The 12,770-nt window shown below is 62.2% G+C and carries 12 protein-coding genes; 1 reads left to right on the plus strand and 11 read right to left on the minus strand.

Features of this window, described 5'->3' with window-relative positions:
* Positions 1–139 precede the first annotated feature (139 nt).
* Positions 140–1,408, plus strand: coding sequence for an OprD family porin (locus BI292_RS04925; protein WP_101207177.1), 1,269 nt, complete (start codon positions 140–142; stop codon positions 1,406–1,408).
* Positions 1,409–1,654: 246 nt separating this feature from the next.
* Here the strand turns inward: BI292_RS04925 and pcaC are convergent, their stop codons facing one another.
* The 11 genes from pcaC to pcaR form a co-directional block, all read right to left on the minus strand.
* On the minus strand, positions 1,655–2,047 hold the full coding sequence (gene pcaC, locus BI292_RS04930; protein WP_101207183.1) for a 4-carboxymuconolactone decarboxylase: 393 nt from the start codon (positions 2,045–2,047) through the stop codon (positions 1,655–1,657).
* A 10-nt stretch (positions 2,048–2,057) separates the two neighbouring features.
* Positions 2,058–2,879 (minus strand): 3-oxoadipate enol-lactonase, encoded by an 822-nt coding sequence (gene pcaD / locus BI292_RS04935; protein WP_101207178.1) that lies wholly within the window; start codon positions 2,877–2,879, stop codon positions 2,058–2,060.
* 11 nt (positions 2,880–2,890) lie between these two features.
* On the minus strand, positions 2,891–4,255 hold the full coding sequence (locus BI292_RS04940) for a 3-carboxy-cis,cis-muconate cycloisomerase (protein WP_101207179.1): 1,365 nt from the start codon (positions 4,253–4,255) through the stop codon (positions 2,891–2,893).
* Between the two features lie 45 nt (positions 4,256–4,300).
* Positions 4,301–5,605: an MFS family transporter gene (locus tag BI292_RS04945; RefSeq protein WP_092272060.1), complete on the minus strand. Its 1,305-nt coding sequence runs from the start codon at positions 5,603–5,605 to the stop codon at positions 4,301–4,303.
* Between the two features lie 233 nt (positions 5,606–5,838).
* A complete protein-coding gene (pcaG, locus tag BI292_RS04955; protein WP_092272063.1) occupies positions 5,839–6,405 on the minus strand; it encodes a protocatechuate 3,4-dioxygenase subunit alpha in 567 nt (188 codons plus the stop codon).
* A 1-nt stretch (position 6,406) separates the two neighbouring features.
* Positions 6,407–7,111: a protocatechuate 3,4-dioxygenase subunit beta gene (pcaH, locus tag BI292_RS04960; RefSeq protein WP_092272066.1), complete on the minus strand. Its 705-nt coding sequence runs from the start codon at positions 7,109–7,111 to the stop codon at positions 6,407–6,409.
* A gap of 36 nt (positions 7,112–7,147) precedes the next feature.
* A complete protein-coding gene (gene pcaF / locus BI292_RS04965) occupies positions 7,148–8,353 on the minus strand; it encodes a 3-oxoadipyl-CoA thiolase (RefSeq protein WP_178076529.1) in 1,206 nt (401 codons plus the stop codon).
* Positions 8,350–9,129, minus strand: coding sequence for a CoA-transferase subunit beta (locus BI292_RS04970; protein WP_101207181.1), 780 nt, complete (start codon positions 9,127–9,129; stop codon positions 8,350–8,352). Before BI292_RS04970 ends, pcaF begins: the two co-directional genes overlap by 4 nt.
* Entirely contained in the window at positions 9,129–9,986 is an 858-nt protein-coding gene (locus tag BI292_RS04975; RefSeq protein WP_092272074.1) for a CoA transferase subunit A, read from the minus strand. Before BI292_RS04975 ends, BI292_RS04970 begins: the two co-directional genes overlap by 1 nt.
* Positions 9,987–10,266: 280 nt before the next feature.
* Complete coding sequence (locus tag BI292_RS04980) at positions 10,267–11,613, minus strand: MFS transporter (RefSeq protein ID WP_101207182.1); 1,347 nt, start codon at positions 11,611–11,613, stop codon at positions 10,267–10,269.
* 186 nt (positions 11,614–11,799) lie between these two features.
* Positions 11,800–12,642: a pca regulon transcriptional regulator PcaR gene (gene pcaR, locus BI292_RS04985; RefSeq protein WP_092272080.1), complete on the minus strand. Its 843-nt coding sequence runs from the start codon at positions 12,640–12,642 to the stop codon at positions 11,800–11,802.
* Positions 12,643–12,770 lie beyond the last annotated feature (128 nt).

Here is a 12,770-nt window from a genome sequence, read left to right on the forward strand (position 1 = left end):
GTTCGACACCATGCCCCCGCGCCCTGCCCTGTCCGGCTGATCCCGCTCGTTTTGTCCTCCGCCCAAACACTTGTGTCTGCACCTTCTGGTGGCGGCAGCGTGCCGTTGCATCCCTAATAATCAGAGAGACCCCGAGCCCATGAAGCCTTCTCCTGCGCCGTACCTGTTTCCCAGCCTGATCGCCGTTGCACTGGCCGGCAGCGCATTGCCCGTCATCTGCGCCGCTGCTGAAGAATCGGGTTTTATCGACGACGCCAAGGTCAACCTGAACCTGCGCAATTTCTACATCAACCGCAACTTCACCAACCCGACCAAGACCCAGGGCAAGGCTGAGGAGTGGACGCAGAACTTCATCCTCGACGCCAAATCCGGTTTCACCCAAGGCACGCTCGGTTTTGGCATGGACGTGCTGGGGCTGTATTCGGTGAAGCTCGATGGCGGCAAAGGCACCGGCGGCACGCAGCTGTTGCCGCTGGATCGCGACGGTCGTCCGGCGGACAATTTTGGCCGCACCAACGTCGCGTTCAAGGCCCGGTTATCGCAGACCGAAGTGAAAGTCGGCGAATGGATGCCGGTGCTGCCGATCCTGCGTTCGGACGACGGGCGCTCGCTGCCGCAAACGTTCCGTGGCGGTCAGATCACCTCGAAGGAAATCGATGGTTTGACGCTCTACGGCGGCCAGTTCCGCGCCAACAGTCCACGTGACGACAGCAGCATGACCGACATGTCGATGGTCGGCAGAACGGCGATCACCTCCGACCGTTTCAACTTCCAGGGCGGCGAATACAGCTTCAACGACAAGCGCACACAGGTGGGTCTGTGGAACGCTGAACTCAAGGACATCTACACCCAGCAATATGTGAACCTGATCCACGCGCAGCCTGTCGGCGACTGGACGCTCGGCGCCAATCTCGGGTTCTTTTACGGCAAGGATGACGGCAGCGCGCGGGCCGGCGAGTTGGACAACAAGACGTGGTCGGGGCTGTTTTCCGCGAGGTATGGCGGTCACACGTTCTATGTCGGCCTGCAAAAACTCAGCGGCGACAGCGCCTGGATGCGCGTCAACGGTACCAGCGGCGGCACCCTCGCCAACGACAGTTACAACGCCAGCTACGACAACGCCCAGGAGCGCTCTTGGCAACTGCGCCACGACTACAACTTCGTCGCCCTCGGCATCCCCGGCCTGACCGTGATGAACCGCTACATCAGCGGCAGCAATGTGCACACCGGCACCATCACCGATGGCAAGGAATGGGGCCGCGAGAGCGAACTGGCCTACACCGTACAAAGCGGCACGCTCAAAGACCTCAACGTGAAATGGCGCAACTCGACCATGCGCCGCGACTTCAGCAACAACGAGTTCGACGAGAACCGCCTGATCGTCAGCTACCCGATCAGCTTGCTGTAAGGCTGAAAATGCCTTCGCGGGCAAGCCTCGCTCCTACAGGAAATGCCCTGCGCTAACCGTTCAAAACTGTAGGAGCGAGGCTTGCCCGCGAAGGGGTCGTCACATTCAACATCATTGCTCAATGACACACCGCTATCGCGAGCAGGCTCACTCCTACAGGGGGCGTCGGGTGTTCAGACCCAATCAAAACTGTGGGAGCGAGCTTGCTCGCGATGGCGTCGGTTCAGGCACCGCACATCTCGGGATTCACTCCCGCGATTCAACGCCCAATTCATCCCACACTGATTCCGCGAGGTGGAAGGTGGCGTTGGCCGCGGGGATGCCGCAGTAGATGGCGCTCTGCATGATCACTTCTTTGATCTCGCCACGGGTCACGCCGTTGTTGGCGGCGGCGCGCAGGTGCAGTTTGAGTTCTTCGTTGCGGTTCATGCCGATGAGCATGGCGATGGTGATCAGGCTGCGGGTATGGCGCGGCAGGCCCGGGCGGGTCCAGATGTCGCCCCAGGCGTGGCGGGTGATCATTTCCTGGAATTCCGAGTTGAACTCGGTCAGCGCATTCAAACTGCGATCGACATGCGCATCGCCGAGCACGGCGCGGCGTACCTGCAAACCTTCGTCGTAACGTTGTTTCTCGTCCACAACCATCCCCTCAATGCTGGGTCAAAAACGCCAATACCCGCTCGCTGAACGCAGCGCCGGCCTGAACGTTGGACAGATGCGCGGCGTAGAATTCGGCGTACTCGGCGCCCTGCACGTGCTGTTGGATAAAGTGCCCACCGGCCGGCGGCGTCACCGCATCTTCAGTCCCGGCGATCACCAGCAGCGGCACCTTGATCGCGGCCAATTGTTCGCGAAAATCGGCATCACGCACCGCTGCGCAATTGGCCGCATAACCCTCTGGCGAGGTCGCCGCGAGCATGTCGGTAATCTTCTTCGCCTCAGCAGGATTCGATTCAGCAAAATCCGCGGTAAACCACCGTGCAATCGACGCATCCCGCAAGGCAACCATCGCCGCCGAACCGTCACGCAGCACCGTTTCAATCCGTGGATTCCACACCGACGGATCGCCGATCTTCGCTGCGGTATTGCACACGATCAACTTGTCGAGACGCTGCCCGGCATTGATCCCGAGCCACTGCCCGATCAACCCGCCCATCGACAAACCACAGAAATGCGCGCGCTCGATGTGCAGCGAATCCAGCAGCGCCAACACGTCGCGGCCCAGTTGCTCAATGCTGTACGGGCCCGGCGTTACCAGCGATTTGCCGTGACCGCGCGTGTCAAAACGCAGCACCCGAAAGTGCTCGGTGAACGCTGGCATTTGCGCGTCCCACATGTGCAGATCAGTGCCCAGCGAGTTGGACAAAACCAGCACTGGCGCTTCGCCCGGCCCGTCAATCCGAGCCCCTTCAATCTGAGCCCCGTCAATCTGATAGTGCAGTTCGCCCTCGGCGAGTTGTACGAAAGCCACAGCAATCTCCTTCAGGCAGTCAAAGCAAAATGGTCAGCCAGCGCACGCTCGACCCAGGTTTGCGCCTGGCCGAGGTAATGCGCGGGGTCCAGCAGTCGATCCAGTTCCGCGTCGGACAACTGCGCCGTCACTTGCGGCTCATCGCCGAGCACCGCGCGCAGATGCCGATGTTCGGCGACCGCGCGTTTGCAGCACTGCTCAAGCAAATGGTGCGCAGTGTCGCGGCCAACCTTTTGCGCGAGGACGATGCTCACCGCTTCTGCGAGCACCAGCCCCTGAGTCAAATCGAGGTTGCGCGCCATGCGCTCGGCGTCCACTTCCAGCCCTTCGGCGACCAACAGCGCCTGCTTCAGGCTGCCCGACACCAGGCAGCAAATCTCCGGCAGGGTCTCCCATTCGGCGTGCCACAAACCGAGGCTGCGCTCGTGTTCCTGCGGCATCGCGCTAAAAAGCGTCGACAGCAGACCCGGCACCCGCGTCGCCGCGCCGATCAACACCGCCGCGCCGACCGGATTGCGTTTATGCGGCATGGTCGACGAACCGCCCTTGCCCGGCGCCGCCGGCTCGAACGCCTCGCCCGCCTCGGTCTGCATCAACAGACTGATGTCGCGACCAAATTTGCCGAGGCTGCCGGCGATCAAACCGAGCACTGCGCCAAACTCCACCAGCCGATCGCGCTGGGTGTGCCAAGGCTGTTCCGGCAGTGCCAATTGCAGCTCCTCGGCCAAGGCTTGGGCAATCGGCAACGCCTGATCGCCGAGCGCCGCGAGCGTCCCGGACGCGCCACCAAATTGCAGCACCAGCAAGCGTGGTTTGAGTTCTTGCAGACGCTGACGACTACGAGTCACGGCGCCAAGCCAACCGGCGATCTTCATCCCCAGCGTCACCGGCGTCGCGTGTTGCAGCCAGGTGCGTCCGGCCAGCGGCGTGGCGGCGTAGCGTTTAGCCTGAGCCGCGAGGATTGCCCCGAGTTGCGCCAGATCGCTTTCGATCAGCTCCAGCGCTTTGCGCAATTGCAGGACCAGGCCGGAGTCCATCACGTCCTGACTGGTCGCGCCCAAATGCACGTAACGCTCGGCTTCGGCGTGGTTGCCGGCGATCTGTTTGCCCAACGCCTTGACCAGCGGAATCGCCGAATTGCCCGCCGTGGCGATCGCCTCGCCGAGCGCGGAAAAATCGTACAACCCGGCCTGACATGCCGCTTCGATAGGCGCGACGGCCGTTTGCGGAATCAACCCGACCCGCGCTTCGGCCCGCGCCAGCGCGGCTTCGAAATCGAGCATGGCTTGCACGCGGCCCTGATCGCAGAACACTTCGCGCATATCGCGGGCAGTGAAATAGGCATCGAACAATTGATTGTTCGCTCGCTCAGTCATAAACAATCCCTGGAGGCGTGGGCCGCTGTGGCCCACGCGTGAAGATCAAAGGTCGTGGTGCAGGTATTTCGCCTGTTTCGGCAAACGCAGACTGAACAGGAACGCCACCGCCATCATCACCGTGACATACCAGTAGAAGGAGTTTTCCATGCCCGCAGCCTTGAGGCTCAGCGCGACGTATTCCGCCGAGCCGCCGAAGATCGCGTTGGCCACCGCGTACGCTAGGCCGACGCCGAGTGCGCGCACTTCCGGCGGGAACATTTCGGCTTTCACCAGACCGCTGATCGAGGTGTAGAAACTGACAATTGCCAGCGCCACGGTGATCAGCACAAATGCCAGGAACGGGCTGCTGACGCTTTTCAGGCTGAGCAGGATCGGCACGGTGCACAGCGTGCCGAGGGCGCCGAACCAGAGCATCGAGTTACGCCGGCCGATCTTGTCCGCGAGCATGCCGAACAACGGCTGCATGCACATATAAAGGAACAGCGCGCCGGTCATGATGTAACTGGCGGTTTTGGCGTGCATGCCGGCGGTGTTCACCAGGTATTTCTGCATGTACGTGGTGAAGGTGTAGAAAATCAGCGAACCGCCAGCGGTGTAGCCGAGCACGGTGATGAACGCCGCTTTGTGGTCGCGGAACAGCGCCATGATGCTGCCGGCGTCCTTGTTTTCGCGCATTTCCTTGCTGGTGGTTTCTTTCAACGAACGCCGCAGGAACAGTGAAATCAACGCTGCCACCGCGCCGACCACAAACGGAATCCGCCAGCCGTAGGCGCGCAGGTCGTCCTCGGTGAGAAATTGTTGCAGGACCACCACCAGCGACACCGCCAGCAGTTGTCCGCCGATCAGCGTCACGTATTGGAACGAGGCGAAAAAGCCGCGCTGGCCCTTGAGCGCCACTTCGCTCATGTAGGTCGCGGTGGTGCCGTACTCGCCGCCCACCGACAAGCCCTGCAGCAGACGCGCGAACAGCAACATGATCGGCGCCCAGACGCCGATGTCCTTGTAGGTCGGCAGACACGCGATCAGCAACGAGCCGAAGCACATCATCAGAATCGAAATCAGCATCGATTTCTTGCGCCCGTGCTTGTCCGCCACGCGACCGAAAATCCAGCCGCCGATGGGACGCATCAGGAACCCGGCCGCGAACACGCCAGCGGTGTTGACCAACTGCACCGTGGGGTTGTCGGAGGGGAAAAATGCCGGGGCGAAATAGATCGCGCAGAACGCGTAGACGTAGAAGTCGAACCACTCCACCAGGTTGCCGGACGAGGCGCCGACAATCGCGAAGATGCGCTTTTTGCGCTCTTCGCCGGTGTAGTGCTCAGTTGAAGCGGCAGTCGTTGTCATTGTTTTTCACTCAATGGGGACAGTGAGAGTCTAGACACACTTTGCAACAGTCCCGTTCCGCAGTCACGTCGGCAAGGCGATCCCTGTGGCGAGGGGGCTTGCCCCCGTCCGGCTGCGAAGCAGTCGTAAAACCGGTGCACGCGTTGAAGCTGCAGATTCGCGGTGCCCGGTTTTGGGGTCGCTTCGCCACCCAACGGGGGCAAGCCCCCTCGCCACATGTGTTGTGTGTTCACTCAATAGTCGAAGAACACCGTTTCCGCATCGGTGCCTTGCAGGATCACGTTCCACTGGTAAACGCCCGACGCATCAGCCTTGGCCAGCATCGTGCTGCGACGCTCCGCCGGCACGCATTCGAGCAACGGATCGGCGACATTCGCCGGTTCGCCGTCAAAGTAGATCCGCGTCAGCAAGTGCTTGACCAACCCGCGCGCGAACACCAGCACCACCAAGTGCGGTGCCTGCGTCGTGCCGTTCAAGCCCTGCACGGTGCCCGGTTTGATCGTGGTGAAACGAAAGCGCCCTTGTGCATCGACCGGCACGCGGCCGAAGCCTTCGAAGTTGGGGTCCAGCGGTTTGTCCTGATCGTCTTCGGCATGATCGTATTTGCCGGCGGCGTTGGCCTGCCAGACTTCGAGCATCGCGTCGTTGACGACATCGCCGTTGCCATCAACCACTTGCCCGGTGATCGCCACGCGCTGGCCCAGGGTCTGTTCGACGGTCAGGTCTTCGCGGTTCAGCCAGGTCAGGCCGATGTGGTAGTACGGCCCGACGGTGTGGGACGTGGTCGCGTTCAGCGTCATGTTATTTCTCCATCGGCGTGGCTTCGCGGCCGCGCAAAACGATGTCCCAGCGATAACCGAGGGCATAGGAAGGGATGGTTTTTTCCAGGTCGAAACTGGCGATCAGGCGCTCTTTGGCGCTGGTATCGGGCACGCAGTTGTAGATCGGGTCATAGGCCAGCAGCGGGTCGCCGGGGAAATACATTTGCGTGACCAGCCGCGTGAGGATGCTCGGGCCAAACAGCGAAAAGTGAATGTGCGCCGGGCGCCAGGCGTTGTGGTGGTTGCCCCACGGATAGGCGCCGGGCTTGATGGTCTGGAATTGATACCAGCCATCGGCGTCGGTCACGGTGCGCCCGGTGCCGCTGAAGTTCGGGTCCAGCGGCGCGTCGTGCAGGTCGCGGGCGTGGTTGTAGCGACCGGCGGCGTTGGCCTGCCAGATCTCCACGAGAATCCCCGGCACTGGCAGACCGTCTTCATCCAGCACACGGCCGTGGATAATGATGCGCTCGCCCAACGGTTCGCCGCTGTGCTGCGCGGTCAGGTCGTGGTCGTGCTCGTTGATGCGTTCGGCGCCGATGGTCGGGCCGGTGATTTCCGACAGTGAATGCGGCAAAAATACCAACGGCTTCGACGGCGAGCGCAAGTTGGTCGATTGATAAGTCGGGTGCAAGTACTCCGGCTGGGTGCCTTCTTTCGGGCGACGGTAACCAGGCTTGTCAGTCATTTCGCTTTTCCTCTGTTCTTATGTAGTCGGCGGCGGTCAGACGCGTTCGATCGCCAGTGCCAGACCTTGGCCAACGCCGACGCACATGGTTGCCAGACCTTTGCGGCCGCCGGTTTTTTCCAGTTGGTGCAATGCGGTCAATACCAGCCGCGCGCCGCTCATGCCCAGCGGATGGCCCAAGGCAATCGCGCCACCGTTCGGGTTGACCTGAGCCGCGTCGTCCGCCAGGCCCAATTCGCGCAACACCGCCAAGCCTTGGCTGGCGAACGCTTCGTTGAGCTCGATGACGTCGAAATCGCTGACCGCCAAGCCCAGACGTTCGGTCAGCTTGCGCACCGCCGGCACCGGGCCGATGCCCATGACGCGTGGCGCGACACCGGCGCTGGCCATGCCGAGGACTTTGGCGCGGGCGGTCAAACCGTGTTTTTTCACCGCTTCGGCAGACGCGAGAATCAACGCTGCGGCGCCGTCATTAACGCCCGACGCGTTGCCGGCAGTGACGGTTTTGTCGGCACCGTTGACCGGTTTCAGTTTGGCCAGGGTGGCCAGCGTGGTGTCGGCGCGCGGATGTTCGTCCTGCGTGACCACGGTTTCGCCCTTCTTGTGGGCAATCCGCACTTCGACGATTTCTTCGGCGAAGAACCCGGCGGCCTGCGCGGCGGCGGTGCGTTGCTGACTGCGCAGGGCAAAAGCGTCCTGATCCTCGCGCGACACTTGATAGTCGTCGGCGACGTTGTCGGCGGTTTGCGGCATTGCATCGACGCCGTACTGGGCTTTCATCAACGGGTTGATAAACCGCCAGCCGATGGTGGTGTCTTCAAGTTTCATGTTGCGCGAGAACGCCGAGTCAGCCTTGCCCATGACGAACGGTGCGCGGGACATCGACTCGACGCCGCCGGCGATCGCCAGCTCCATTTCGCCGCTGGCAATCGCGCGGAATGCCGTGCCGATCGCGTCCATGCCCGAGGCGCAGAGGCGATTGAGCGTGACGCCGGGAATGCTTTCCGGCAGCCCCGCCAGCAACAACGCCATGCGCGCGACGTTGCGGTTGTCTTCGCCGGCCTGGTTGGCGCAACCGAGGAACACCTCGTCCACCGCGCTCCAGTCCACCGACGGGTTGCGCGTCATCAATGCCTTGATCGGCACGGCGGCCAGGTCGTCGGCGCGGACCGCCGACAAACCACCGCCGAAACGGCCGATGGGGGTGCGAATCGCGTCGCAGATATACACATCACGCATCACGCTTCTCCTGGGGCTTGGCCGTGGGCGGCAGCGGTACGGGCTTCCAGATCCCTGAGTGCTTTGAGTTCAATGTCGGTGGGCTCGGCAGTGTTTTCCACGTGATCGGCAAACCGAATCGCCCAACCAGTGGCCGCCACCACTTGCTCGCGGGTCACGCCCGGATGCAGCGCGGTAACCACGAATTCATGGGTGTCGGCTTCCGGTTCCATGATGCACAGGTCGGTAATGATGCCGACCGGCCCGGCGCCCGGCAGGCCCAGACGTTTGCGCGAATCACCGCCCTCGCCGTGGCCGACCGAGGTGATGAAGTCGAGTTTGTCGACGAACGAACGCGCCGACTGCTTGAGGATGATCAACACGCTTTTCGCCGAACCGGCGATTTCCGGCGCGCCACCGGCACCCGGCAGACGGACTTTCGGCTGGTGATAATCGCCGACGACGGTGGTGTTGATGTTGCCGAAGCGATCGACCTGCGCTGCGCCGAGAAAACCGACGTCGATGCGTCCGCCCTGCAGCCAATAGCGAAAAATCTCACCGGTCGGGACTACAGTGTCAGCGGTTTCCGCCAGTTCACCGTCGCCAATCGACAGCGGCAACACGCTCGGCTTGGCGCCAATCGGCCCCGACTCGTAGATCAGCACGACATCCGGCGACGAGGTCAGCCGCGCCAGATTGGCCGCTTTCGACGGCAGGCCGATCCCGACGAAGCACACCGAACCGTTTTTCAAGCGGCGCGCGGCGGCCACGGTCATCATTTCGTTGGTGGTGTAAGTCATTACTTGGCCTCCGAAGCAGCGGCCAGCTTGGCCTGGAACTCGCTGAAGTCAGCGCAGCCGTGGATGTATTCGTTGATCCACGCGGTGAAGGTTTCGCGGTCGCGGGCAATCGGGTCCCAGGCCTGATAGAAGCGGTTGTCGCGCTCGTTGTAACCGTGGGCGTAGGACGGGTGCGCGCCGCCGGGCACATGGCAAACCGCGCTCAAGGCCCAGGTTGGCAACACGCAGGAGTTCATCGGTGCATTCAGGTCGTCGACGATTTCTTCGACGGTGACGATGCAGCGCTTGGCAGCCAGTGCGGCTTCTTTCTGCACGCCAAGAATGCCCCACAGCAGCACGTTGCCCTTGCGGTCAGCCTTCTGCGCGTGGATCACGGTGATGTCCGGGCGCACCGAGGGCACGGCGGCCAATACTTCGCCGGTGAATGGGCAGGTCACGGTTTTGATCAGCGGGTTGACCTTCGGCAGGTCGGAACCGGCGTAGGCCCGCAGCACCGCGAACGGTAGGCCGGAAGCGCCGGCGACGTAGGCATTCGCCAGGTCGGCGTGGCTGTGTTCTTCGATTTCCAGCGGATGCGGCCACTGCTTCTCGACGGCATCACGCAAACGGTGCAGCGAACCGACGCCAGGGTTGCCGCCCCAGGAGAAAATCAACTTGCGCGCACACCCGGCACCGATCAATTGGTCGTAGATCAGGTCGGGCGTCATGCGCACCAGCGTCAGATCTTTCTTGCCCTGGCGAATGATTTCATGACCCGCCGCCGTAGGAATCAGGTGAGTGAAGCCTTCGAGCGCGACGGTATCGCCGTCGTTGACGAACTGCTTCACCGCGTCGTGCAGCGAAATGATTTCAGCCATGGGGCAGGCTCCCGTTTTGTTATGAACCGCAGTGAAAGAAAAAGGCGCGAGGTTCAGCGCCGAAGTCACTGCAGAGTAAGCCGCGGAAAATGGCCAAACAATCCGATAATCGACTGAGTGTTCGTTTATCGAACAGATTGTTGTTGGGCTATCGACCTTTAAAAGCTTCGCGGGCAAGTCGAATCGTCGCACCGCTCGCTCCTACGGGAATGCATTCGAACCCTGTAGGAGCGAGGCTTGCCCGCGAAGAGGCCCGCACGGTCAATGAAGATTCACGGAATCAGGTCGCATCCGCATGGCTGACGATGCCTTTGATCACCACCGCCGTAGTCGCCAACGCCGCCGGAATCACCAGCGCCGTCAGCACTTGTTCGAAGTTCCAGCCGAGGCCCAGCAACGTCGCGCCCATCCACGCGCCGAGGATCGCGCCGAAACGGCCGATCCCGAGCATCCACGACACGCCGGTCGCCCTGCCCTGCGTCGGGTAAAACCGCGCCGCCAGCGACGGCATCGCCGATTGCGCGCCGTTCACGCACATCCCGGCCACCAGCACCAAGGTTGCCAGCAGCGTGATGTGCCCCAGGCTCTGCCCAACCGCGTAGGCAAACACCCCCGCCAGCAAGTAGAAAGTGCCGATGACCTTGTGCGGATTAAACCGGTCCATCGCCCACCCCACACCGACTGCGCTCAACACGCCGCCGAACTGGAACAGCGCGCCGATAAACGCGGCTTGCTCCATGCTCGCGCCGCTGTCACGCATCAGCGTCGGCAGCCAACTGGTCAGCAGGCAAACGATCACCAGCCCCATGAAGTAGGTCAGCCACAGCAGCAAAGTGCCGGCGCTGTAGGTCCCGGAGAAAATCACCGCGAAGACGTTGCGCGCCTTGACGGTTTGCTGTTCCGGGACGCTGAAGCTTGACGCCTGAGCGACGGTTTTCGGGTCGATCGGCGCCAGGGTTTTGCGCACTTTGTCGGTGCCGCGGTTTCGGACTACAAGGTAACGCGCCGATTCCGGCAGCCAGAACAGCAAAACCACTGCAAGGATCAGCGGCAGAATCCCACCGATCAGCAACAGGCTGTGCCAGCCATACGCCGGGATCAGGCTCGCTGAAATAAACCCGCCGCCGGCCATGCCGAGGTTGAAACCGCAGAACATGCTGGTCACCAGCAGCGACTTTTTGCGCTCCGGGGTGTATTCCGACAGCAGCGTGGTGGCGTTCGGCATCCCGGCGCCGAGGCCGAGACCGGTGAGAAAACGCAGCACCAGCAATTGGTCGACGTTGGAGCTGTACGCCGAGGCCAGACTGAAGATGCCGAACAGAAACACCGCGCCCACCAGCACAATTTTGCGCCCGAAGCGGTCAGCCAGCGGCCCGGAGCCGAGTGCGCCGAAGACCATGCCGATCAGCGCGGCACTCATCACCGGGCCGAGGCTGGCGCGGTCGATGCCCCAATCCTGAGACAGCGCGGGCGCAATGAAACCCATCGCCGCGGTGTCGAGGCCATCGAGGAAAACGATCAGGAAACACAGGATCACCACTCGCCACTGGTAACGCGAAATGGGTTGGGCATTGATGAAGGACTGCACGTCGAGGCAGTTGCCGACAGTGGATTGAGGCTGGTTCATTATTTTTGTTCCACGCCGGGAGCGCGTGGCCTCTTCTCATTATTATTGGGGTCGTCGTCCGGTGCTCTGGCCGAGGGCCAACGGCGCCGGATGACGCTGCCGCGACATTAATGATCGGAGGGAAACAGCGTCAATTCGATAAACGCAACTCTGTGCGTTTATCGAACAGCTTAGTCAGGTTGATTGTCAGGCAAACAGCTGGGCGCTGAGGTCGCGGCTGGCGCTGAGCAGTCCGGGGAGGAAACGCTGCTCCAGTTCATTGCGGCTGACGCGCCCGGCGTGAGTGCTGACGTTGAGCGCCGCGACCACCTGGCCCGAGGCGTCATACACCGGCACGGCAATCGAGCGCAGGCCTTGCTCCAGTTCCTGATCGACGATGCACCAGCCCTGCTGCCGCACTTCTTGCAGGCATTCGAGCAGCGCTTGCGGTGTGTGCAGCGTGCGGCTGGTTTTCGCCTGAAATTCCGCGTGGTCGAGGTACTCGCCCAGGGTTGTGTCGTCGAGCGCGGCCAACAGGATGCGGCCCATCGACGTGCAATAGGCCGGCAAGCGGCCGCCGACCGACAAATCCACCGAAATCAGCCGTTGCGTGGTCGCCGAGCGCGCGATGTACAGAATGTCATCGCCCTCCAGCGTGGCCATGTTGCAAGCCTCGTGCAGTTGTTCGCTCATGCGATCCAGATACGGTTGCGCCGACACCGCCAGCGGCGTCGAGGACACGTAGGCATGGCCCAGCGTCAAGACTTTGGGCAGCAGCGAATAGGTCCGCCCGTCCGTGGTGGCGTAGCCGAGTTTGATCAGGGTGTGTAGGCAACGTCGCACGGCGGCGCGGGGAATTTCCGTGCGATGGCTGATCTGCGCGATGGTCAGGTGACGCTTGCGCTCCTGAAAGGCCTGCACCACCGCCAGGCCACGGGCCAGCGAGGTCATGAAATCCGGGTCGCCGGTCATGGCTTGAATGCGCTTGGCCGGCGAAGCGACGATCGGCGGCGCCACTGAGGCGAAGGAGTTGCGCAGTTGATCGTTCATATCAGGTCCTTTTTCCTACACGGAGCGATGGCTATTACAAGCGGCTCCTTGCCAGCAACACAAGTCGCCGACGACGAGATTGGGCGATTATCGAACCGTCGCCCGATAATCGCAATCGCCCGCCCGCC

It is taken from the genome of Pseudomonas sp. 43NM1 (assembly GCF_002836905.1).
Lineage (GTDB): Bacteria > Pseudomonadota > Gammaproteobacteria > Pseudomonadales > Pseudomonadaceae > Aquipseudomonas > Aquipseudomonas prosekii.

Coding starts and splice junctions, on each gene's coding strand:
- BI292_RS04925 (WP_101207177.1), top strand. CDS start 140: ATGAAGCCTTCTCCTGCGCCGTACCTGTTTCCCAGCCTGATCGCCGTT.
- BI292_RS04940 (WP_101207179.1), bottom strand. CDS start 4,255: ATGACTGAGCGAGCGAACAATCAATTGTTCGATGCCTATTTCACTGCC.
- BI292_RS04945 (WP_092272060.1), bottom strand. CDS start 5,605: ATGACAACGACTGCCGCTTCAACTGAGCACTACACCGGCGAAGAGCGC.
- pcaG (WP_092272063.1), bottom strand. CDS start 6,405: ATGACGCTGAACGCGACCACGTCCCACACCGTCGGGCCGTACTACCAC.
- pcaH (WP_092272066.1), bottom strand. CDS start 7,111: ATGACTGACAAGCCTGGTTACCGTCGCCCGAAAGAAGGCACCCAGCCG.
- BI292_RS04970 (WP_101207181.1), bottom strand. CDS start 9,129: ATGACTTACACCACCAACGAAATGATGACCGTGGCCGCCGCGCGCCGC.
- BI292_RS04975 (WP_092272074.1), bottom strand. CDS start 9,986: ATGGCTGAAATCATTTCGCTGCACGACGCGGTGAAGCAGTTCGTCAAC.
- BI292_RS04980 (WP_101207182.1), bottom strand. CDS start 11,613: ATGAACCAGCCTCAATCCACTGTCGGCAACTGCCTCGACGTGCAGTCC.
- pcaR (WP_092272080.1), bottom strand. CDS start 12,642: ATGAACGATCAACTGCGCAACTCCTTCGCCTCAGTGGCGCCGCCGATC.